The 22,073-nt window shown below is 67.7% G+C and carries 15 protein-coding genes; 3 read left to right on the top strand and 12 right to left on the bottom strand.

Going from position 1 to position 22,073, the window contains the following annotated elements; all coding sequences use genetic code 11:
- Window positions 1-289 precede the first annotated feature (289 nt).
- Window positions 290-5,245: an alpha-2-macroglobulin family protein gene (locus BP05_RS08740; RefSeq protein WP_496363120.1), complete on the top strand. Its 4,956-nt coding sequence runs from the start codon at window positions 290-292 to the stop codon at window positions 5,243-5,245.
- Between the two features lie 180 nt (window positions 5,246-5,425).
- Window positions 5,426-7,786, top strand: coding sequence for a penicillin-binding protein 1C (gene pbpC, locus BP05_RS08735; protein WP_496363118.1), 2,361 nt, complete (start codon window positions 5,426-5,428; stop codon window positions 7,784-7,786).
- Window positions 7,787-7,899: 113 nt separating this feature from the next.
- Here the strand turns inward: pbpC and BP05_RS08730 are convergent, their stop codons facing one another.
- Window positions 7,900-8,388: a peroxiredoxin gene (locus tag BP05_RS08730; RefSeq protein ID WP_496362518.1), complete on the bottom strand. Its 489-nt coding sequence runs from the start codon at window positions 8,386-8,388 to the stop codon at window positions 7,900-7,902.
- A gap of 204 nt (window positions 8,389-8,592) precedes the next feature.
- Between BP05_RS08730 and BP05_RS08725 the strand changes: the two genes are divergently transcribed.
- Window positions 8,593-9,483 (top strand): DnaJ C-terminal domain-containing protein, encoded by an 891-nt coding sequence (locus tag BP05_RS08725; protein WP_496362516.1) that lies wholly within the window; start codon window positions 8,593-8,595, stop codon window positions 9,481-9,483.
- A 41-nt stretch (window positions 9,484-9,524) separates the two neighbouring features.
- Here BP05_RS08725 and pilH read toward each other — a convergent pair whose 3' ends face one another.
- The 11 genes from pilH to BP05_RS08670 all read right to left on the bottom strand — a co-directional run bounded on the left by pilH (window position 9,525) and on the right by BP05_RS08670 (window position 21,989).
- Complete coding sequence (pilH, locus tag BP05_RS08720) at window positions 9,525-9,887, bottom strand: twitching motility response regulator PilH (RefSeq protein WP_496362514.1); 363 nt, start codon at window positions 9,885-9,887, stop codon at window positions 9,525-9,527.
- A gap of 58 nt (window positions 9,888-9,945) precedes the next feature.
- Window positions 9,946-10,932 carry a YhdH/YhfP family quinone oxidoreductase gene (locus BP05_RS08715; protein ID WP_496362512.1) on the bottom strand — a complete coding sequence of 329 codons (987 nt, stop codon included), beginning with the start codon at window positions 10,930-10,932 and terminating at the stop codon, window positions 9,946-9,948.
- A gap of 1 nt (window position 10,933) precedes the next feature.
- A complete protein-coding gene (locus BP05_RS08710; protein ID WP_496362510.1) occupies window positions 10,934-11,881 on the bottom strand; it encodes a hypothetical protein in 948 nt (315 codons plus the stop codon).
- Complete coding sequence (locus BP05_RS08705) at window positions 11,881-12,474, bottom strand: LOG family protein (RefSeq protein WP_496362508.1); 594 nt, start codon at window positions 12,472-12,474, stop codon at window positions 11,881-11,883. Before BP05_RS08705 ends, BP05_RS08710 begins: the two co-directional genes overlap by 1 nt.
- A 16-nt stretch (window positions 12,475-12,490) precedes the next feature.
- The gene (locus BP05_RS08700; RefSeq protein ID WP_496362506.1) at window positions 12,491-13,348 is read right to left on the bottom strand and encodes a class I SAM-dependent methyltransferase; all 858 of its coding nucleotides are present in this window, start codon (window positions 13,346-13,348) and stop codon (window positions 12,491-12,493) included.
- 79 nt (window positions 13,349-13,427) lie between these two features.
- The gene (lpdA, locus tag BP05_RS08695) at window positions 13,428-14,855 is read right to left on the bottom strand and encodes a dihydrolipoyl dehydrogenase (RefSeq protein ID WP_496362504.1); all 1,428 of its coding nucleotides are present in this window, start codon (window positions 14,853-14,855) and stop codon (window positions 13,428-13,430) included.
- Window positions 14,856-14,919: 64 nt separating this feature from the next.
- Window positions 14,920-16,152: a dihydrolipoyllysine-residue succinyltransferase gene (sucB, locus tag BP05_RS08690; RefSeq protein WP_496362502.1), complete on the bottom strand. Its 1,233-nt coding sequence runs from the start codon at window positions 16,150-16,152 to the stop codon at window positions 14,920-14,922.
- Window positions 16,153-16,200: 48 nt separating this feature from the next.
- Window positions 16,201-19,035, bottom strand: a complete 2,835-nt coding sequence (locus BP05_RS08685; RefSeq protein ID WP_496362500.1) for a 2-oxoglutarate dehydrogenase E1 component — start codon at window positions 19,033-19,035, stop codon at window positions 16,201-16,203.
- Between the two features lie 359 nt (window positions 19,036-19,394).
- On the bottom strand, window positions 19,395-20,312 hold the full coding sequence (locus tag BP05_RS08680) for a GNAT family N-acetyltransferase (RefSeq protein WP_496362498.1): 918 nt from the start codon (window positions 20,310-20,312) through the stop codon (window positions 19,395-19,397).
- Window positions 20,309-21,559 (bottom strand): JmjC domain-containing protein, encoded by a 1,251-nt coding sequence (locus tag BP05_RS08675; protein ID WP_496362496.1) that lies wholly within the window; start codon window positions 21,557-21,559, stop codon window positions 20,309-20,311. Before BP05_RS08675 ends, BP05_RS08680 begins: the two co-directional genes overlap by 4 nt.
- 28 nt (window positions 21,560-21,587) lie before the next feature.
- Complete coding sequence (locus BP05_RS08670; RefSeq protein WP_496362494.1) at window positions 21,588-21,989, bottom strand: VOC family protein; 402 nt, start codon at window positions 21,987-21,989, stop codon at window positions 21,588-21,590.
- Window positions 21,990-22,073 lie beyond the last annotated feature (84 nt).

Here is a 22,073-nt window from a genome sequence, read left to right as displayed (position 1 = left end):
GCGGCGTTTTCTTTTCCGGGAAGGCCAAATGCAACCCGCGAAAGAGCGCTGGCCGCCGTCGCCACGAAACCACGTAAGGCTGCATTTTCCAGGCGCCGCGTTTCCCATCGGAGCGATGCTAAACGCCAGTTCACTGGCGCACTTCCTGCAATCGCCCGGCGCCATTGTGTGACGCCGCTCCGGTTCTATACGCTTGCGCAAACCTGGGGAGAGTCGCATGAAGCGCGTTACGTGTTCGGAGGGATCCGTGCAGTCCCGTCTGCTGTCCGGTCGCTTGGCATCCAACCGCATGCTGAGGAAGGGCGTGGTGGTATTCGCCCTGTCGGTGCTGCTGGCGCTGGGCGGCTGCAAGCGCGATGCCGACGGGCAGTTGCCGGAAGTCAGTGGCGAAAAGATCGCGGCCAAGCGCGAGGCGGTGAAGGGCTTCGGGCTCGTCGCGGCCTATCCCGACCAGGCCGGCGACGACGAACTCGCCCTCGCCCTGGAATTCAGCCGACCGATCGTGGGCACGCAGGAATTCGATTCGCTGATCGCCGTGACCGACAAGGAAGGCGCAGCGATCAAGGGCAGCTGGGTGCTGGACGACGATGGCGAGGACGAAGCCAAGGTGCTGCGCTTCCCGCACGTGGAGGCGAGCAAGGAATACCTCGTCACCATCCGCGCCGGCCTGACCGCCGCCGATGGCAACCGCCTGGGCAAGGAAGAGAAGCGCACCGTCTACACCGGCCCGCTCGAGCCCGTCGTCGGCTTCGCCTCGCAGGGCAGCGTGCTGCCGGCGCGGGAGAGCCGCGGCCTGCCGGTGGTGTCGGTCAACGTGCCGGAAGTCGACGTCGAGTTCCTGCGGATCAAGGAAAAGGAACTGCCGCGGTTCTTCGCCGAGTTCCAGCGCGGTGGCCGCCGCAGCGCGTGGGACCTGGAGCGCGAGTATTCCTACGACGACGACGAGGGCATCAGCCATGGCCGCTCGCCGCTGTCGTCGATGGCCGAGCCGGTCTACGTCAACCGCTTCGTCCTCGGCGGCAAGAAGAACGAGCGCGTGCTGACCTACCTGCCGTTGCAGGACATCGAAGAGCTGCAGGAACCCGGCCTGTACTTCGCGGTGATGAAGCGGACCGGCACGTTCAAGGAAGAATTCGACACCGCCTTCTTCACCGTCAGCGACCTGGGCCTGCACACCCGCGCCTACAAGGACCGGCTGTTCGTGCATGCCGCCTCGCTGGAAACGGGGGGCGCCCTCGCGGGCGTCGAGCTGAAGGTCCTCAACGGTGCTGGCGAGCCCGTGCTGAAGTCGGTCACCGACCGCAACGGCAACGCCATGCTCGACTACAAGCTGGACGCCGCGCACGTGCTGATCGCGCAGCGCGGCAGCGACGTGTCGATGCTGCCGTTCAACCAGCCCGCGCTCGACCTGTCCGAATTCGCCGTCGCCGGGCGCGAGCAGGCCTGGTTCGACGTGTTCGCCTGGTCCGGTCGCGACCTCTACCGCCCCGGCGAAACCGTGCGCCTGTCGGCGCTGCTGCGCGACCAGGATGGCCAGCCGCTTGCGGCCAAGGCGAAGGGCAAGGGACTACAGCCGGTGTTCGTCCGTTACGTGCAGCCCGATGGCAAGACGTTCCTCGAAACCAGCCTGCAACCCGACGCGCAGGGTTACGTCCGCCATACCCAGGTAATCCCGGTCGATGCGGCCACCGGCCGCTGGCGCGTCGAGTTCCGCACCGATCCCGCCAGCAAGGAGGCCGTGCAGGGCATGACCCTGCGGGTGGAGGAATTCCTGCCCGAACGCATGAAGCTGGACCTGAGCGCGCAGGACGTGATCAAGCCCGGCGAACCGCTGCGGCTGCAGGCGACCGGCGCCTACCTCTACGGTGCACCGGCGGCGTCCAACCGCTTCACCGCCAAACTCACCGTGGCCGTCGAGCAGCATCCGCTCGAGCAGCTGCCCGGCTGGTTCTTCGGCGATCCGACCCTGAACCTGCCGAAGGAAGCCAAGGATGTCATCGACGCCACGCTCGACGCCGACGGCAAGTTGCAGGAGGACATCGCGCTGCCGGCCGAAGCCAAGCCGGTGAGCACGATTGCGGCGATGGTGACCGGCAGCGTGTTCGAGACCGGCGGCCGCAGCGTCAACCGCAGCCTCAAGCGCGTGCTGTGGCCGGCCGACGCACTGGTCGGCGTGCGGCCACTGTTCGATGACAAGGAAGGCACGGACGCCAACGCCAACGCGGCCTTCCAGATCAGCCGCTTCGGCTCCGACGGCAGGCCGCGGCCGGGCAACGGCCTGCGGGTCACGCTGGTGCGCGAGCACCGCGACTATCACTGGAACTGGGACGACGACGGCTGGGATTACGACTTCACCCGCCGCTACGAGGACATCACCGTACGCACGGTGAACGCCGGTGCGTCGCCGGTGAAGATCGACTTCCCGGTGGAATGGGGCGACTACCGGCTCGACGTGTTCGATCCGGCCACCAAGCTCACCACGCGCTATCCGTTCAAGGCCGGCTGGAGCTGGAGCGACGAGAACCGCGGCCTGGATGCGCGCCCGGACAAGGTCAAGCTCGCACTCGACAAGACCGCGTACAAGACCGGCGACCTGCTCAAGGTGACGCTGACGCCCCCGCACGAAGGCAAGGGCCTGCTGATGGTCGAAAGCGACCACATGCTCTACGTGCAGGACATCGAAGCGAAGGCGGGCAGCACCTTCGAGATTCCCGTGACCAAGGAGTGGGAACGCCATGACGTCTACGTCACCGCGCTGGTCTTCCGCGGCGGCACCGCGACCGACAAGATCACGCCCGCCCGCGCCGTCGGCATCGCGCACGTGCCGATGGATCGCCGCGACCGTACCGTGGCGGTCGGCTTGGCGGTGCCCAAGCAGATGCGTCCGGAGCGCGACCTGGCCGTCACCGTGAGCGTGCCGCAACTGGCGGGGCAGGAGGCCTTCGTCACCCTGTCGGCCGTGGACGTGGGCATCCTCAACATCACCCGCTTCCCGGTGCCCGATGCCAGCAAGCACTTCTTCGCCCAGCGCCGACTCGGCGTGGACGCGTATGACGTGTACGGCCGCGTGATCGAGAGCTTCGAAGGCGGCACGGCGAGGATCCGTTTCGGCGGCGACATGGCACCGCTGGCGTTGCCGCAGGCGCGCCGGCCGACCGCGCATGTGCAGACCGTGGATCTCTTCAGCGGCCCGGTGAAGCTGGATGCAAAGGGCCTGGTCCGGGTGAAGCTGCCGGTGCCCGATTTCAACGGCACGCTGCGTGTGTCCGCGATGGTGTATGCGGGCAACCGTTACGGCAGCAAGGACAACGAAACCATCGTGCGCGCGCCCGTGCTGGCCGAGGCCAGCCTGCCGCGCGTGCTCGCACCGGGCGACCGCAGCAGCGTGACCCTGGACGTGCAGAACTTCACCGGCAAGCCGGGCGAGTTCAAGGTGCAGCTCGACGGCATCGGCCCGCTCACGCTTTCGGACGGTTCGCGCATGGCCAAGCTCGGCGTCGATGGCAAGACGACCTACACCTTCCCGGTGGTCGCCCGCGAGGGCTACACGACCGCGCAGGTGCGCGTGCGGGTGGACGGCAACGGCTACAGCGTCGACCGCAAGTACGACGTACCGGTGCGGCCGGCCTGGTCGGCGGTGATGCGCTCGCGCACGCGCGTGCTCAACGAGCTGGGGCCGGTGCCGTTGGGCACCGACATCGCCGACGGACTGATGCCCGGCTCCGTGCAGGCACGCATGGTCGTGAGCGCGCTGCCGCCGATCCCGTTCGCCGCGGCGCTCGAGGATGCCTTGAAGTATCCGTACGGCTGCGCCGAGCAGACCACCAGCAAGGGCTACGCCGCGCTGGAGCTCGACGAGGACACGGCAAAGATGCTCGGCGTCGCCGGCCTCAGCGCCAAGCAGCGGCGCGAACGGATGGAGGGCGCCTTCGGCCGCCTTGCTTCCATGCAGATCAGCTCCGGCCATTTCTCGATGTGGGGCGATGGCGATTACGTCAACCAGACGCTGACGCCGTACATCGTCGAGTTCCTGCTGGATGCGCGCGAAGCCGGCTTCGCGGTTCCGGAAAACATGCTGCAGAAGGCGCTGAAGGCGCTCAATGAGGACCTGCTCGCCGGCGGCACGCCGTTCTACGGCTACGACAACCGCGACCACCTCAAGTTCGCCTACCAGGCCCACGCCGGTTACGTCCTGGCCCGCGTCAATCGCGCGCCGCTGGGGACGCTGCGGGCGCTGTACGACAACAATCGCAAGCAGAGCATGACCGGGCTGCCGCTGGTGCACCTGGGCCTGGCGCTGTCGCTGCAGGGCGACAAGGCGCGCGGGGCAAAGGCGATCGCCGCGGGCTTCGCCAAGGACCCCAAGGAACGGCCGGTGTACCTGGCGGACTATGGCAGCCGCCTGCGCGACGATGCACTGATGATCGCCCTGCTGCACGAGCGCGGCTACGCCAGGCCCGAGTACGACGCGCGCGCGGTATCGCTCGGACGCGAACTCGATGCGCGCCGCAACATGCGCTGGTTCTGGCTGAGCACGCAGGAGCAGGTAGCGCTGGCACGACTCGGCAAGGCGCTGATGGCTGACCAGAAGAAGACCATCACCGGCCAGTGGAAGGTGGCGGGCGAGGCGATCGATGTCGCGGCAACGCGCATCACCGGCCGCACGTTCGACTACGAAACCCTGGCGCGCGGCGTGAGCTTCGTACCGCAGGGCCAGCCGCCGTTGTTCGCCAGCCTGGAAGTCGCCGGCGTGCCGCGCTCGGCTCCGGAGCCCGATGCCAGCATCGTCTCGGTGACGCGCAAGTACTACAACACCGACGGCACCGAGTGGAGCGGCGGCACCCTGGAGGAGGGCGACAGCCTGATCGTGCAGTTGACGATCAAGAGCAGCGTCAACATGCCCGACGCGCTGGTGACCGACCTGCTGCCGGCCGGGCTGGAGATCGAGAACTTCAACCTCGGCGACGCCAAGCAGTGGGCAGGCGTCGTGGTGGACGGCATCGAGATTGCCGACCGCGACGAAGCGGCCGAGGTGCGGCATGAGGAATACCGCGATGACCGCTACGTCGCCGCGCTCAAGCTCAGCACCTACGACACGGCGAAGCTGTTCTACCTGGTGCGCGCGGTGACGCCGGGCACCTACACCGTGCCGCCATCGCTGGTCGAGGACATGTATCGGCCCGACATGCGCGGCGTGGGCAAGGCCAGTCCGGCGATGCTGACGGTGAAGCAGCCGGGCAAGTAACGGCGATGCGGGTGCCGGGATGGCCGGCACCCGCGATGAGTTCCAGCAGCGAAGCAGCTTTGGGTTTCCTTGAACGCAGCGCACGACAACGAGAGCAGACCGCAAGCCCGCACCCATGCGACCGATCGGGCAGACGCGCAAGGCCTGCAGGCGGCTCCGGCGTATCGGCAGCTGGGGCGGCTGCGCCTGCATCACCGGTTCCCGCTGCAGGCGCTGCTCGTCACGCTGCTGTTGCTGATCGCGGCGATGCTGCTGGACCTCGCGTTTCCGCTGCCGCTGCCGGAGGATCGCGATGCCGGCGCCGTCGTGCTGTCGCGCGATGCGACGCCGCTGCGCGCCTTCGCCGATCGCGGCGGCATCTGGCGCTATCCCGTCACGGCCGAGCAGGTGTCGCCGCTGTACCTGCAGGCACTCCTCAACTACGAGGACCGCTGGTTCTGGCGCCATGGCGGGGTCAACCCGATCGCGCTGGCGCGTGCCGGCGGACAATGGCTGCGCCACGGCCGGGTGGTGTCCGGCGGCTCGACGCTCACCATGCAGGTCGCGCGCATCCTCGACATGCCCGCGGAGCGTCGCCACACCCGCACACCATGGGCGAAGGCGAAGCAGCTGGCGCGCGCGATCCAGCTCGAGGTGCACCTGAGCAAGCGCGAGATCCTGGCCCTGTACCTCAACCGTGCGCCGTTCGGGGGCACGATCGAGGGCATCGAAGCCGCAAGCTGGGCCTATCTCGGCAAGCCCGCGGCCCGACTGTCGCATGCGGAGGCGGCGCTGCTGGCGGTGTTGCCGCAATCGCCCAGTCGCCTGCGGCCCGACCGCGAGGCCGGACGCGCGCGCATCGCACGCGACAAGGTGCTTGCACGCATGCGCACGCTCGGCGCGTGGTCGGCGCAAGACGTGCGCGATGCCCGGATGGAGCCGGTCGTGGCACGCTCGCTGCAGCCGCCGCAGCATGCGTCGCTGCTGGCACAGCGCCTGCGGTTCGCCGACCCGAAGTCGTCGCGCATCGAATCGACCATCGACATCGACCTGCAGCGCACGCTTGAAGCCCGCGTCGCCGCGTACTTCTCCGATCTGCCCGAACGCACGTCCGCCGCGCTGCTGGTGGTCGACAACACCACGCTGGAGGCGCGCGCCTATGTCGGTTCGGTCGAATTCGGCGACAAGGCGCGGCTCGGCCATGTCGACATGGTCAAGGCCTGGCGTTCGCCCGGTTCCACGCTGAAACCGTTCCTGTATGGCCTGGCCCTCGACGACGGCCTGATCCATTCCGAGAGCCTGCTCGTCGACGCACCGCAGGCGTTCGGCGACTACCGGCCCGGCAATTTCGACATGGCCTTCAACGGGCCCGTCGGCGCGGCCGAGGCGCTGCGCCTGTCGTTGAACGTGCCCGCGGTGGACCTGCTCGATCGCGTGGGGCCCTCGCGCTTCGCGGCGCGCCTGGCCAATGCCGGCATCGACCTGAAATGGCCCAACGGCGCCAAGCCGAACCTGGCCATGATCCTGGGCGGCACCGGTGCGCGGCTCGAGGATCTCGTCGGCGCGTACGCGGCGTTGAACCGCGACGGCGTCGCGGGTCGCGTGCGCTACCAGCCGACCGCGCCGCGCGTGGAGCGACGCCTGCTGTCGCCGGGCGCCGCCTGGATCATCCGCGACACGCTGGAAGCGAACCCACGCCCCGGCAGCATCGCCGATACCTTCGAGCAGGGCGGGCGGCCGCGCGTGGCCTGGAAGACCGGCACCAGTTACGGCTTCCGCGATGCGTGGGCGCTGGGCAGCACGCGGCGCTACACCGTGGGCGTGTGGGTGGGGCGGCCCGATGGCACGCCGTTGCCCGGGCAGTACGGCGTGGTCACGGCGCTGCCGCTGCTGTTCGAAGTGGTCGACAGCCTGCCGACCCAGCGCGGCGATGGCGCGCCGCGGCCGCCGCCGCGCGACGTCGCCCAGGTCGAAATCTGCTGGCCGCTCGGCGTGCAACCCGATCCGCAGGCGCCGCAGTTGTGCCGGCGCCGGATGAAGGCCTGGTCGCTGGGTGGTGCCGTGCCGCCGACGTTCGCCGAACGCGATGCGCGACTGTGGAACGCGGGACGCGAACGCTTCGACGTCGACGCGCGCAGCGGACTTCGCTTGTCGGCCGATTGCACGCAGCCGCACGAGCGTCGCGGCGGAGAAATCGCGCGTTGGCCGGCCCTGGCCTCACCCTGGCTGTCGCTGGAGGCCCGCGCGGCGGCGCGCCTTCCCGCGCTGTCGCCCGATTGCATCGCCGATGGCCGCGACGCGACCGAAGAGCTGCGTATCGAGGGCATCAACGACCAGGCCACGCTGGCCCGCGCCTCCAACAGCACCGGGCCGCTGCGTTTGTCGGTGCGCGCCATCGGCAGTGAGTCGCGCGTACGCTGGCTGCTGGACGGGCGCCTGATCGGCGAATCCCAGGGCGCCGCCAACCTGCTGCACGACTTCGGCGAACCCGGTTCGCACACGCTCACCGCACTCGCCGACAGCGGGGCGTGGTCGCACGTGAATTTCCGCGTACTGCGCTGACGCAGGACGTCACAGACACTCGCGATTTGATTGCCCGCGACCCGCGGCCCGCGCGATCAGCCTTCCGAAACGACGACGCCCGCCGAAGCGGGCGTCTCCGGGCAGAGCCTGATTCAACCGGGCTTGGCCAGCTCGTCCAGCATGTGCTCCGCCGATGACACCTTGAACTCGCCCGGTGCCTCCACGAACAGCTTCTTCACCACGCCATTGTCGGCATACAGCGCATAGCGCCGCGAACGCGTGCCCATGCCGTAGGCGCTGGCGTCGAGCTCAAGCCCCAGGGCGCGGGTAAAGTCGGCGTTGCCGTCGGCGAGCATCAACAGTCCGTCCGGTACGTGCTGGCTCTGGCCCCAGGCCTGCATCACGAATGGGTCGTTGACCGACACGCACAGCACCTCCATGCCGCGGGCATTGAACTGGTCGAAATGCTGCACGAAGCCGGGCAGGTGCCGTTCCGAGCAGGTGGGGGTAAAGGCGCCCGGCACCGCGAACAGCACCACCTTCTTGCCGTCGAACAGGGTCGGCGTGTCGACGACTTCGACTCCGTTGCGGATGCGTTGCAGGGTTACTTCGGGAATGCGGTCGCCTACCTGGATGGTCATTGCGGAATCTCGTGGAGGAGTCTTCACGCAGTGTAGATCGCCGCGAGGAAGGAGGCGTCAACGTTCTTGAAAGGCCGCATTCCACGCCCATGTGCAAGGAGGCGTCATGCCCGGTACGCGCCGCCGCAGGCGCCGCCGTACCAAGCGCAATGCGTTAACCTCGACTGCCTCGGCGGACCGCCGCCTGGCTTCTGATGAGACCTTATGCAATTCAAGGACTATTACGAAACGCTGGGCGTGGAACCCGGGGCGGGCGACGCCGAGATCAAGGGCGCGTACCGGCGCCTTGCGCGCAAATACCATCCCGACGTCAGCAAGGAGGCCGGGGCGGAGGAAAAATTCAAGGCTGTCAACGAGGCGTACGAGGCCTTGCGCGATCCGCAGAAGCGGGCGGCCTACGACCAGCTGCGTGCGCGCGGCTATCGCCCGGGCGACGACGTGCAGCCGCCGCCGGGTGGGTTCGCCGGCGGCTATGGCGGGGTGGACTTCGACGAGATCTTCGCCGGCGGCGGTGCTGGCGGTGGCTTCAGCGACTTCTTCGAGAACCTGTTCGGTCACGGCCGCGCGGGTGGCTTCGGCGGTGGTGGCGCGCCGCAGGCGCGTGGCGATACCCGCGCCAAGCTCGCGGTCGCGCTGGAGTCGGTCTACACCGGCAGCGCCGCGCGCATCACCGTCGGCAAGCGCACGCTGGACGTCCGCATTCCCAAGGGCATCAAGCCGGGACAGGTGATCCGGTTGTCGGGGCAGGGCAACGCCGGTCGCGACCTGCTGCTGGAGATCGAATACGCCGCGCATCCGCAGTTCGAGGTCGACGGGCGCAACATCATCCACGTGCTGCCGGTGGCGCCCTGGGAGGCGGCCCTGGGTGCGACGGTCAGCGTGCCCACCTTGGGCGGCCCTGTCGAACTAAAGATCCCGCCTCGTTCCGAGAGCGGCCGCAAGTTGCGCCTGCGCGGCCGCGGGCTACCCGGCACGCCGCCCGGGGACCAGATCGTCGAGCTGGAAATCCTGGCGCCGAAGCCGGAAACGCCGGAGCAGCAGGCCGCCTACGAAGCGATGCGGGACGCCTTCCGCGACGATGGGCGGCGCGGCTGAGGCATCGCCAAAAGAAAAGGCGGGCCGGGCCCGCCTTTTTCCTACTTGATCACCTGGGTGATGATGTCGGCGAGGTCGCTCTCGCTGAAAGGTTTGGTGATGTAGGCCTTGGCGCCCTGGCGCATGCCCCAGACGCGGTCGGTGTCCTGGTCCTTGGTGGTGACCAGGATCACGGGGATATGCGCGGTTGCAGGGTTCTTGCTGATCGAGCGGGTGGCCTGGAAGCCGTTGAGGTTCGGCATCACCACGTCCATCAGCACCAGGTCCGGAAGCTCGCGCGTGCACACTTCCACGCCCGCGGCGCCGTCTTCGGCGGTGATGGCCTCGTGGCCCAGCTTTTCCACGATACGGCGGATGCCCATCAGCTGCGAAGGCGAATCGTCGACGATCAGGATGCGGGCCATCAGGTGTTCCCCAGTAAGTCTGGCCGATTGTAACGGCGCGGAGTGACGCCGCAAGCCGCTACAGGACCACCAGCGTGCGGCCGAACGAGCCACCTGTGAGCATCGTCGCAAACACCTCCGGCAGCTGCGACAGCGAGACTTCGCGGGTGCAGATGCGATCCAGGTGGCGCGGCTTCCAGTCGCTGGCGAGGTGCTGCCACACGGCTTCGCGGATGTCGCGCGCCGTACCGGCCGAAGCCACGCCGACCAGCGACACGCCGCGGATGATGAACGGCATGACCGTGGTCGGCAGGTCGGCGGTCGCGGCCAGTCCTGCGCTGGCCACATTGCCGTAAGGGGCCGTCTGCGCCAGCAGGCTGGCGAGCATCGTGCCGCCGACGTTGTCCAGGCCGCCGCCGAAACGCGCCGATTCCATTGGACGCGTGGTCGCGAGCGCATCGCGACCGAGCACCTGGCTGGCGCCGATCGAGGTGAGGTAGTCGGCATGCTCGGGCTTGCCGCTGACGGCGTGTACCTCGAAGCCGGCGCGACTGAAGATGTCGACCGCCAGCGATCCCACGCCGCCGGTGGCGCCGGTGACGGCGAGCGGCCCCAGGTCCGGCGTCTGCCTGTTGTCCTTCATCCGGTACAGCGCCAGCGCGGCGGTGAACCCGGCGGTGCCCAGGACCATGCTTTCGCGCAGGCTCAGTCCACCGGGCAACGGGATCACCCATTGCGATTCCAGGCGCGCGTAGTCGCCGTAGCCGCCGTCGCGGGTCTCGCTGAGGCCGCAGCCGGTGAGCAGCACTGCATCGCCTTCCTTGAATTTCGGGTCGGTCGAAGCAACCACGTGTCCGGCCACGTCGATGCCGCCGACCAGCGGGAAGCGGCGCAGGATCTTGCCCTGGCCGGTGCCGGCGAGCGCGTCCTTGAAGTTGACCGAGGAATAGGCGGTCTTGATGACCACTTCGCCGGTAGCAAGGTCGTCAAGCGTGACCTGCTCGATGCCGCTGCGGTATCCGCTGGCGTCGTTGTGGATGCGGAATGCGTTGAAGCGGTTGCTCATGTCAATGTCCATTTGCGCTGTCGCTGTGGCCGTTCCCGGAGTGCCCCCGATCATCCGCATCCTGCTCGACCAGGAAGACCTGCCCCTTCTCGACCCGCCACAGCAGCTTGTTCTGCGTCGTCGCCACGTACAACGGCTTGCGGTATTGCAGGCTCATGAAGACATGGAACATGGTCGGGGTAGCCGAGGTCATGTGGCTGACCATCAAGGCGGCGGTCGACTGGAGCGATTTCGCATCGGCCATGGGACAGGCCTTGGTCTGCGAGAAGTGATCCAGGAGGGTGCCCCCGTCCCGGCTCACGCGGTACATGTGGTAACCGCCGAGCGGCGCGGCGTTGTCGTCCCAGGCCGACATCACGAAGACCAGGATCTCCTGGCGTCCGTCCTCCTCGAGCTCGAACACCACCGTATTCGGCGCGTGCCGGGTGCACAGCGTGTTGTCGCCCTCGGACAGCGCCAGCATCTTCGCGCGCATGAGGCGCTGTTCGCGATCGCTCACGGGTTCAGGGGGCGCGAGTTTCCTCGCATCGAAGGCCTTGACCGAATCCACGTCGAGCTTCGCGGTGGCGATGGCCTCGGTGCGGCCGTCATTTTCGACGAAATAGCGGACTTCGATGTCCTCGCCGTCGTCCAGGGTCAGCCAGCCCCGGCCGGTGCCGCTGACGCGTTCAAACGCCTTTATCTCGTTCAGCGCATCGGTAGTGAGCCAAGCCGCGGTGTCGTGCAGGCGGATCATCCGGCCGGTGAATTCGGCCATGCCCACGTCGTGCTGGTACTTGGGCGGGATCTCGCACGCGATCCGGCGCGATTCCGGATCGGCGTCCGCCGGGAGCGCCTTCGCGGCATCGCACTGGTAGTTCTTCGAGGCTTCGTCGGCGCGTGCCTGCGGTATCGCCATTGCGAGGAGCAGGGCCGCCATGCCGGCAAGACGGATCGGGCTCACGCGCATCAGCGCAGCTCCTTGCGCCGCTTCTCATCCATCCACTTGGTGGCATCGGCGGGGCGGTAGGCGCGCATCCAGCCGATCATCGATTCGATGTCGTCGCCATGCCACAGGTCGCGGCGCTGGTCCGGGTGCAGGAAGCGCTCGTCGACCATACGATCGAGCATCGTCATGAGCGGCGTGTAGAAGCCGTCCACGTCGAGGAAGGCGCAGGGCTTGTCGCCGATGCCGAGCTGGCGCCAGGTGAGCATCTCGAACATCTCGTCCAGGGTGCCAAAGCCGCCGGGCAGGGCGACGAAGCCGTCGGCGAGGTCGAACATGCGCGCCTTGCGCTCGTGCATGTTGGCGACCACCTCGAGCCGGGTCAGGCCCCTGTGCGCAACTTCCCAATCGACCAGTTGCGACGGAATGACGCCGACCACTTCGCCGCCGCCCTCGAGCACGGCATCGGCGACGATGCCCATCAACCCGACGTTGCCGCCGCCGTAGACCAGCGCCAGTCCTTCCTTGGCAATCCGGTTGCCCAACGCGATGGCGCGTTCGGCGTAGATGGGTTTGTTGCCGGCATTGGAGCCGCAGTAGACGCAGATCGAACGCATGTTGCCCAAGGAAATATCAGGTGGATTCAAGCAGCATGATGCCGGAAAAGCGCTTCATCGCCTCGCGCTTCCTCGCCGGCTGCAGCCAGCGCAGCAGGTTCCAAAGCCAGGCGTTGGGCATGGTGCGCTTCAGGCGCAGCGATTCGTCCCAATGCGGCCGGAATTCCGCCTCGCGCCAGCCAAACGGGGCGAAGAAGGCCGTGTTCTCCGCCGGGCCGAAGCGGAAGGGTGCGTTGCCCCGCTCAAGCATCGGCTGCCACTGTCGTTCCAGGTACTTCAGGAGCATCGGAGAGGCCAGGTCGGAGAGCCACCATTCCGCCTTCGCGACGTCGTGCAGGTCGCGCGCGAGGTTGGCGACGTCATCGCTTTCAAGGTAGATCAGCAGGCCCTCGGTGATCGCCAGCACCGGTCCGTTCGCCGCAGCCCTGGCGAACACCGCGCGCCGGGCATCGGCGTCGCGCAGGTCGGCGGCGACGAACTCCAGCTCGCAGCGCGGGGTTTCACCGGACATGTGCGAACGGAAGTACTCGATCATGTCGGGCAGGTCGACATGCAGCCAGCGCAGCGAGGCGGGCAGCCGCAGGCGATAGGGGCGCGCGTCGAGGCCGGCGGCCAGGTTGAGCACGGTGCGCGCGCCCTGCTGCACGCAACGCAGCACGATCTCGTCCATGACCGCGGTGCGCACCACCATCGGCCAGCTCATCGAACGGCCGCGTGGCATCGCGTCGACGATCGCCTGGCCGCGCTCGCCACCGAGGCGGCGGGCATAGGGGTCGTGGAAGATCGCATCCGGGCGTTCGCTTTCCATCGCCCGGTAGATCGCAACCCAGAGCGCAGTGTCGGAGACGTTGCGGATGGGATTCTCGGAAGACATCGGGCCTCCTCCTTGCCGGAAAGCAGAACGGCGCACCGAAGTGCGCCGTTCCAATGTACCGCAGTCGATCGATGGGGCCTTAATTCGCCTTGTGGATCGAGCGCTTATGCACGGCCATGGCGGCGTCGTGCACCGCTTCGGACAGCGACGGATGCGCATGGCAGATGCGGGCTAGGTCGTCGGCGGAGCCCTTGAACTCCATGGTCAGCACGCCTTCGTGCACCAGTTCGGAGACGTTGGCGCCGACCAGGTGCATGCCGAGCACGGTGTCGGTTTCGGCGTGCGCCAGGACCTTCACGAAGCCCGCCGGCTCGGCCATCGCCACCGCGCGGCCCACCGCGGCGAACGGGAAGCTGCCGGCCTTGTACGGAATGCCCTCGGCCTTGAGCTGCTCTTCGGTCTTGCCGACCCAGGCGATTTCCGGCTCGGTGTAGATCACCCACGGAATCGTGTCGAGGTTGACGTGGCCCGGCAGCCCCGCGATCAGTTCGGCCACGGCGATGCCTTCCTCGAAACCCTTGTGCGCCAGCATCGGGCCGCGCACGCAGTCGCCAACGGCCCACACGCCGTCGACGCCGGTGTGGCAATGCTCGTCGACCTCGATCATGCCGCGCTCGTTGACCTTCACCCCGGTGCCGTCGGCCAGCAGGCCCTTGGTCGCGGCGCGGCGGCCCACGGCCACCAGCAGCTTGTCGACGACGATCGTCTGCTCGCCCTTGTCGTCCGTGTAGGTGAAGTGGACGCCATCCTTCTTGACCTCGGTCTTGCTGACCTTGGCGCCAAGGCGGATGTCGAGGCCCTGCTTCTTGAACTCGCGCGCGGAGACCTTGGCCACTTCGGCGTCGGCGGCGGCGAGGAAGTTCGGCAGCGCTTCGAGCACGACGACTTCCGAACCCAGGCGATTCCACACGCTGCCCAGTTCGAGGCCGATGACGCCGGCGCCGATCACGCCCAGGCGCTTGGGCACCTTGTCGAAGTCGAGCGCACCGACGTTGTCGACGATGTGCTCGCCGAACTTCGCGAAGGGAAGTTCGATCGAATCCGAACCCGCTGCGATCACGACGTTGGTGCCCTTGAGTTCGACCTCGGTGCCGTCGTGCTGCTTCACCTTGACGACGTTGCCCGGCTGCAGCTGGCCGAAGCCGTAGAACGCGGTGACCTTGTTGGCCTTGAACAACATCGCGATGCCGCCGGTGAACTGCTTAACGATCTTGTCCTTGCGGCCGATCATCGTCGGGATATCGATCTTGTTTTCCTTCGTCGAGATGCCGTGCTCGCCGAAGATGTGGTGCAGGTTGTAGAACTGGCGCGAGCTGTCGAGCAGCGCCTTGGACGGGATGCAGCCCACGCGCAGGCAGGTGCCGCCGAGGGCCGGCTTGCCGTCCTTGCCCAGCGCGGCGTCGATGCACGCGGTCTTCAGGCCGAGCTGCGCGGCGCGGATGGCGGCGTGGTAACCGGCCGGGCCGGCGCCGATGACGACTACGTCGAAGTTCTGCTGTTCGCTCATTTCTCTATATCCCTGGTTCGAAGCAAAAAGCCCCTCGCGCGGGCGAGGGGCTTCAAGGCGGGCATTACATGCCCAGCAGCATGCGGTGCGGGTTCTCGAGCTGGTTCTTGATGTCCACCAGGAAGAGGACCGCGTCCTTGCCGTCGATGATGCGGTGGTCGTAGGACAGCGCGATGTACATCATCGGCGCGGCGACGACCTGGCCGTTCTCGACGATCGCGCGTTCCTTGATGGCGTGCATGCCCAGGATCGCCGACTGCGGCGGATTGACGATCGGCGTCGACATCAGCGAGCCGAAGGTGCCGCCGTTGGTGATGGTGAAGGTGCCGCCCTGCAGGTCGTCCAGGCCGAGCTTGCCGTCGCGCGCCTTCTTGGCGTACTCGGCGATCTGGCCCTCGATGTCGGCGAACGACAGGCGCTCGACGTTGCGCACCACCGGCGTGACCAGGCCCTTGTCGGTGGACACGGCGATCGAGATGTCGGCGTAGCCGTGATAGATGATGTCGTTGCCGTCGACCGAGGCATTGACCACCGGGTACTTCTGCAGCGCATTGGCGGCGGCCTTGGCGAAGAAGCTCATGAAGCCGAGCTTGATGCCGTTGGCCTTCTCGAAGGCCTCGCCCAGCTCCTTGCGCATGGCCATGACCTTGCCCAGGTTCACTTCGTTGAACGAGGTGAGCATGGCGATCGAGTTCTTCGACTGCATCAGGCGCTCGGCGATGCGGGCGCGCATGCGGGTCATCGGCACGCGTTCTTCCGGGCGCGCGCCGCCGCCGACGCCGGCGGTCTTGCCGCTGGCGTAGTTGACGATGTCTTCCTTGGTGACCGCGCCGCGGCGGCCGGTGCCTTCGACCTGCGAGGCGTCGACGCCCGCGGTGGCGGCGGCGAAGCGCGCGCCCGGCGGCAGCTCGACGCCGGCGGCCTTGGCGGCGGCGGGCGCGGCGGCCGCGGCGGTCTTGGTCATGACCGGCTGCGCTTCGGCCGTGGTCGCGGCCTTGTTCTTGGCATCGTCGGAGGCGGCGGCCTTCGGGGCTTCGGCCTTCGGCGCTTCCGCGGCGGCGCCGGCTTCGACCACGCCGATCACCTGCTGGCTGTTGACCGTCGCGCCTTCGGCGAACTTGATTTCCTTGAGCACGCCATCGACCGGCGAGGGCACTTCCAGCACGACCTTGTCGGTTTCCAGGTCGACCAGGTTCTCGTCACGCTTGACCGCGTCGCCGACCTTCTTGTGCCAGGTGGCGATGGTGGCGTCGGAAACCGACTCAGGCAGGACGGGGACTTTGATTTCGGTGCTCATGGATGAGTCCTTGGATAAGGGAGTGCGTGTCGAGTGGAGCTCGTGCCGTTATTCGGGGCTGGCCTCGCCGAGCAGCGGATTGACCAGCGCATCGGCGACCAGGGCGTTCTGCTCGATCACGTGATCGGCGAAGTGCCCGGCGGCCGGCGACGGCGAACGCTTGCGTCCGGCGTAGTGCAGCGACTGCTTCGGGGTCAGGCAGGCGCGCAGGTGGTGCGCGATCTGGTACCACGCGCCCTGGTTCTGCGGTTCTTCCTGGCACCACACCACGTCGGTGGCGGCGCCGAAGCGCTTGAGTTCGGCAGCCAATTCGGTGCGCGGGAACGGGTACAGCTGCTCGACGCGCACGATGGCGACATCGGTAAGGCCCTGCTTCTGCGCCTCTTCCAGCAGGTCGTAGTAGACCTTGCCGCCGCAGACGACGACGCGCTTGACCTTCTTGGCATCGCCGGCGTTGTTGGCGGGAATCAGCGTCTGGAAGCCGCCCTTGGACAGTTCGTCCAGCGTCGACACCGCGAGCTTGTGGCGCAACAGCGACTTCGGCGTCATCACGATCAGCGGCTTGCGCGTGGTCATGCGCATCTGCCGGCGGATCATGTGGTAGGCCTGCGCCGGCGTGGTCGGCGTACAGACGATCATGTTGTCGAGCGCGCACAGCTGCAGGAAGCGCTCCAGGCGCGCGGAGCTGTGCTCCGGGCCCTGGCCTTCGTAGCCGTGCGGCAGGAACAGCGCCAGGCCGCACAGACGGCCCCACTTGGCCTCGCCCGACGACAGGAACTGGTCGATCACCACCTGCGCACCGTTGGCGAAGTCCCCGAACTGCGCTTCCCAGATGTCGAGCGTCATCGGATCGGCGGTCGAGTAGCCGTATTCGAACGCCATCACCGCTTCCTCGCTGAGCAGCGAGTCGATGATGGTGACGTCGGCCGGATTCTTCACCAGGCGGCGCAGCGGCAGCACGTATTCGTCCGTGCTCTGCTCGTGCAGGATCGCGTGGCGATGGAAGAAAGTGCCACGGCCGCAGTCCTGCCCGACGAGGCGCAGCTTGTAGCCTTCCTCCATCAGCGTCGCGTAGGCGAGGTTCTCGGCGAAGCCCCAGTCGCCGGGCTGCTCGCCGGCGGCCATCTTGCGGCGGTCCTCGTAGATCTTGGCGACTCGCGGGTGCAGCTTGAGCGTGTCGGGGATCTCGTTGATCGTATCGGCGAGCTTCTTCAGCTTCTTGCCGTCGTACGTGGTGTCGACCTTGTCGCCGAGCTTGCCCTTCAGGAACGGGGACCAGTCGATGGCGAACTCGTCGGGCGTCACCGAAACCAGTTCGGTCGTGACCACGCCGTCATCGAGCTTCTGGCGGTAGCCGTCGACCAGCGCCTGCGCCTCGGCGTCCTGGATCACGCCCTCGGCGACCAGCTGCGCGGCGTACAGCTCGCGCGGCGTCTTGTGCTTGCGGATCACCTGGTACATCAGCGGCTGCGTTGCCGCCGGCTCGTCCGCCTCGTTGTGGCCGTGGCGGCGGTAGCAGACGAGGTCGATGACCACGTCCTTGTCGAAGCGGTTGCGGAAGTCGAGCGCCAGTTCGGCGCAGAACACCACCGCTTCCGGATCGTCGCCGTTTACGTGCAGCACCGGCGCGCCGACCATCTTCGCCACGTCGGTGCAGTACAGCGTCGAGCGCGCGTCCTGGCGCTCGCTGGTGGTGAAGCCGACCTGGTTGTTGATGACGATGTGCAGCGTGCCGCCGACCGCGAAGCCGCGGGCCTGCGACATCTGGAACAGTTCCATCACCACGCCCTGGCCCGCGAAGGCGGCATCGCCATGAATCAGCACCGGCAGCACCTGCCGGCGGCCCTTGTCGCCGCGGCGGGCCTGGCGCGAGCGCACGGAACCGGCGACCACGGGGTCGACGATTTCCAGGTGCGAGGGATTGAACGCCAGCGCGAGGTGCACCGGGCCGCCCGGTGTGGCCACGTCGGCACTGAAGCCCATGTGGTACTTCACGTCGCCCTGGTGGGCGAGGTCGTTGTGGACGTGCTCGAACTTGCCTTCGAACTCGTCGAACAACTGGCGCGGCGGCTTGCCCAGGGTGTTGACCAGGACGTTGAGGCGGCCGCGGTGGGCCATGCCGATGATCACGTCCTTGGTGCCCTGTTCGCCGGCGCGGCGGATGGTCGTATCCATCAGCGGGATGAGGGCGTCGCCGCCTTCGAGCGAGAAGCGCTTCTGGCCGACGTACTTGGTGCCGAGGTAGCGCTCCAGGCCATCGGCAGCGATCAGGCGCTCGAGGATCCGCTTCTTGTCGTCCGCGGTGCGGCCGAACTTGCCCGCCGCCGATTCCAGGCGCTCCTGCATCCAGCGGCGCTGCTCGACGTCGGTGATGTGCATGTACTCGGCGCCGATCGGGCCGGTGTAGGTCGCCTTGAGCAGGGCGACCAGGTCGCCGAGCTTCATCCGGTCCTTGCCGCCGACGCCGGCGGTGCTGAATTCGGCCGACAGGTCGCTTTCGGACAGATGATGGAAACCGATGGCCAGGTCCGGGGCCTCGGTCTTGGCCATCATGCCCAGCGGGTCGATGTTGGCCGCGAGGTGGCCGCGCGAGCGGTACGCGGTAATCAGCTTGCCGACGGCGCGCTCGCGTTCGTCGCCACCGCCTGAAGTCGTTGCCAGCTTGCCGGACGCGGCGAGCTTGCCGGCCACGGCGATCTGCTCGATGACGGCGGAGTGGGGGACGTCACCGGCTTCGCGGCCTTTCAGCCCGTCGAAATAGGTCTTCCACTTGGCCCCGACGCTGTCGGGGTCGACCAGGTACTGCTCGTACAGGTCTTCGATGAAGGCGGCGTTGGCGCCGAGCTGCGAGGACTGGGCAAACTGCTTGAGAAGACTGTCCACGATGATGTCGGGGAGATCCGAGTTGGAGGCAAGCGGTTGATCCGGCGGGCTTTTTGGGGGAGCGCCGGTGCGTCGGGCTGCGGGTGACGCGAAAGGGCCAAAATTATAGCCGTAGCCAATGTCGCGCTGCATCAAGCGGTTACGGAATAAGCGTCCAGTCGCCATGCGTTCGAGGTGGGGGCTCCGCATGGCGCGACGAAGCCCATGCGCGGAAACGATGCGTTTTCGCCATGACGTCACGACTGAAACGGGTATCGCCGAGGTGAGCCAGGCGCGTCGGCCCGCGGCTGGCCGGCCGCCTGTTGCGGCGCCCTTAGACCAAAGTCGCAGCCCCGGCCCTGTGCCGGGGGACGGGCCGGTCAGATGCCCAGTGCGCGGTATTCGCTGCAGGGGCGGGCCCGCTCCCAGACCGGCTCGAACACGTTCTGCAGCTGCCGGGCCCGGGCCGGCTGGTCGATCCGGGTTTCGCCTTCAGGCCGATGGCCCAAGGTCCGGAAGTACCAGCCGCCACGGTCGTTCGCGATGAATGCCGACGCATATGCGCGATCCACCGGCTCCTCGATCACCCGGAACAGGATCGCGCTCGGGAGCCGCTGCGCCAGTCCGAGCAGCGGCGCGTGCGCCAGCTGCGGCGTGATGGCGTCCTGCAGCAGGATGTGGGCGACGCCGCGGTGGGTGCCGAAGCGGCGCAGCGCGGCCACGACTTCGGGGTGGTCGAGCAGCCCCGGGTCCAACTCGCGGCTGTAGATCCACAGCTCCCGGCGGGCAGTGCCGATGACGCCCACCAGCGCGGCGATCGCGGCCTCGTGGGTCTCTACCGGGTTGGCCGCGTCGAGCAGGCGACGCATCGACTGGTGGTCGATGCCCGCCTCGACGAAGCGCTCGCCGTACGGCAGGAACCCATGCCGCGCGTAGAACCCGATCGCAGACACCTGCGCGTGCAGGGAAACGTCATGCCAGCCCAGTTTCCGTGCCTTGTCGAGGAGGGCCAACAGCAACGCGTCGCCGACACCACGGCCGCGCCAGTCGGCCAGTACCGCCATCCGGCCGATCTTGTGCTCGGGAGTCAGCCGGCCCGTGCCGATTGGCTGGCCCTGGGCATCGAAGGCGATCACGTGGTGGCATTGCGGGTCGAGTTCGTCCCATTCCAGCTCGACCGGGACGCCCTGTTCGTGCACGAAGACCGGCTCGCGAACCGCGCGCAGTTGCGGCAAAGCGGCCTCGTACTCGACGGCCTGGACCGTGAAGGCCGGTTCCGGAGCGGTGACGACGCTCATTCTTCTTCCTCGCCTTCGGTGGACAGGCTGTAGTGCCCGGCCTGCATCAGTTCGTGGACGCGATCGCGGCCCGTCTCGCTGAGCGCCGCATACGCCGCGCCATCGATCCCCTTTGCATTGGCAACGGATTTGGCATCGCGGACCGGCAAGTCGTAGCCCTGGCCGTTGACGTACAGCCGTGCGCCCCGGCCCGCCTTGCGCCACGCCATCCGCGAATACGGGTGCCGTTGCAGCGTCGCGCCGTGCTGCAGGTCCCATTCGATCTCGATGCGCGAGCGTGCGGTCGCATCCTCGGGTGCGGCCATCACTTCGCCGGCGTTGCGATACAGGGTGACGAAACGGCCGAACCAGTCGCCGAGGCGATCCGGATCGTTCATGCGCAGCGCGTTCAAGGCCTCGACCGCCCGTCGCATCGCGTCGGCGTCAATCTCCGCCGCGTCGCGGGCCGGTGCGAGGTCGGGATCGGCATAGCGCACGCCTTCATCCGCATCGGCGGCGAGGGTGTCGACGAAGTCGCCGAGCAATTCCGCCGCGCTCGGCGCGCGCATGCCGACCGAGAAGGTCAGGCATGCATCCTCGGCCACGCCATGGTGCGGGACGCCGGGCGGGAGGTAGAGCATGTCGCCGGGGCGCAGCAGCCATTCGTGGGTGGGGTGGAACTCGCGCAGCAGCTTCAGGTCGACGTCGTTGCGGAACTCGGTCGAAGGATTCACGGACGCATCGATCTGCCAGCGCCGGTGGCCGAGCGCCTGCAACAGGAACACGTCGTATTGGTCGACATGCGCGCCGACCGATCCGCCGGGGGCGGCGAACGACACCATGATGTCGTCGATGCGCCAGCGCGGCAGGAAATCGAAGGCATCGAGCAATGCGGCGATGTCGCTGTCCCACTTGTCCACGTCCTGGACCAGCAGGGTCCAGTCGTGGTGCGGCATGCCGGGGAAGAGCGATTCCTCGAACGGACCGTGGCGCAGCATCCAGGCATCGCGCGCGCGGTCGTGGGCGACGATGCGCGCGAGCGTGCCTTCCTCGCAGGCGAGGCCGGCGAGGTCCTCGGGCTGGATGGGCGATTCGAAATCGGGAAAGGCATTGCGGATCAACAGCGGCTTCTTCTGCCAGTAATCGCGCAGGAACTGCGCCGCCGGCATGCCGAGCGGGGGCAGTGCGGCCGCGTCCACTTCGATCGGCCGGGCCGGATGCTTCGTCGCGACGGCGCGCGCGGGTTGCTTGGATTTGGGTCGGGCCATGGAGGTTCGTCGGGAGGGAGGGGCGCGCTCAGTTCGTCGCGATTTCATCGTAGCCGCGGTCGCGGAACTGGATCAGGCACCAGCCGTGGCCATAGGGATCCGCCAATTGCACGATCCGGCCCCACTTGGCGTCGCGGGTGGGGCCTTCCTGCACGGCGCCGGCCGCGATGGCCCGGGCCACGGCGATGTCGAGATCGTCCACGACCAGGTCGCAATGCACAGGGGTCCAGTGCCGCGCATAAGTGCGCGGCGATTCGCCTGCGCCGGGGCTACCCTCCGGCTTGGCCAGCAGGTACACCGGCGCTTCGAGTCCGTGCAGTTCCAGCGCGTCGGCGCCAAAGCGCCGCCCGGCATGCAGGCCGAAGGCCGCGGTGTAGAACGCTTCCGCGGTGGCGATCTCGGGCACGTCGATGTTGACAAGCAGTTTCACGATACGAACCCCTGCCATGCGGGGCGCGCATTCTACTTGGCTGCGGGTTTGCGCCGTGTTGCGATGGCCGGCTTGGCCGGCACG

It is taken from the genome of Lysobacter oryzae DSM 21044 (assembly GCF_059568595.1).
This window is presented reverse-complemented; position numbering and strand designations above follow the sequence as displayed.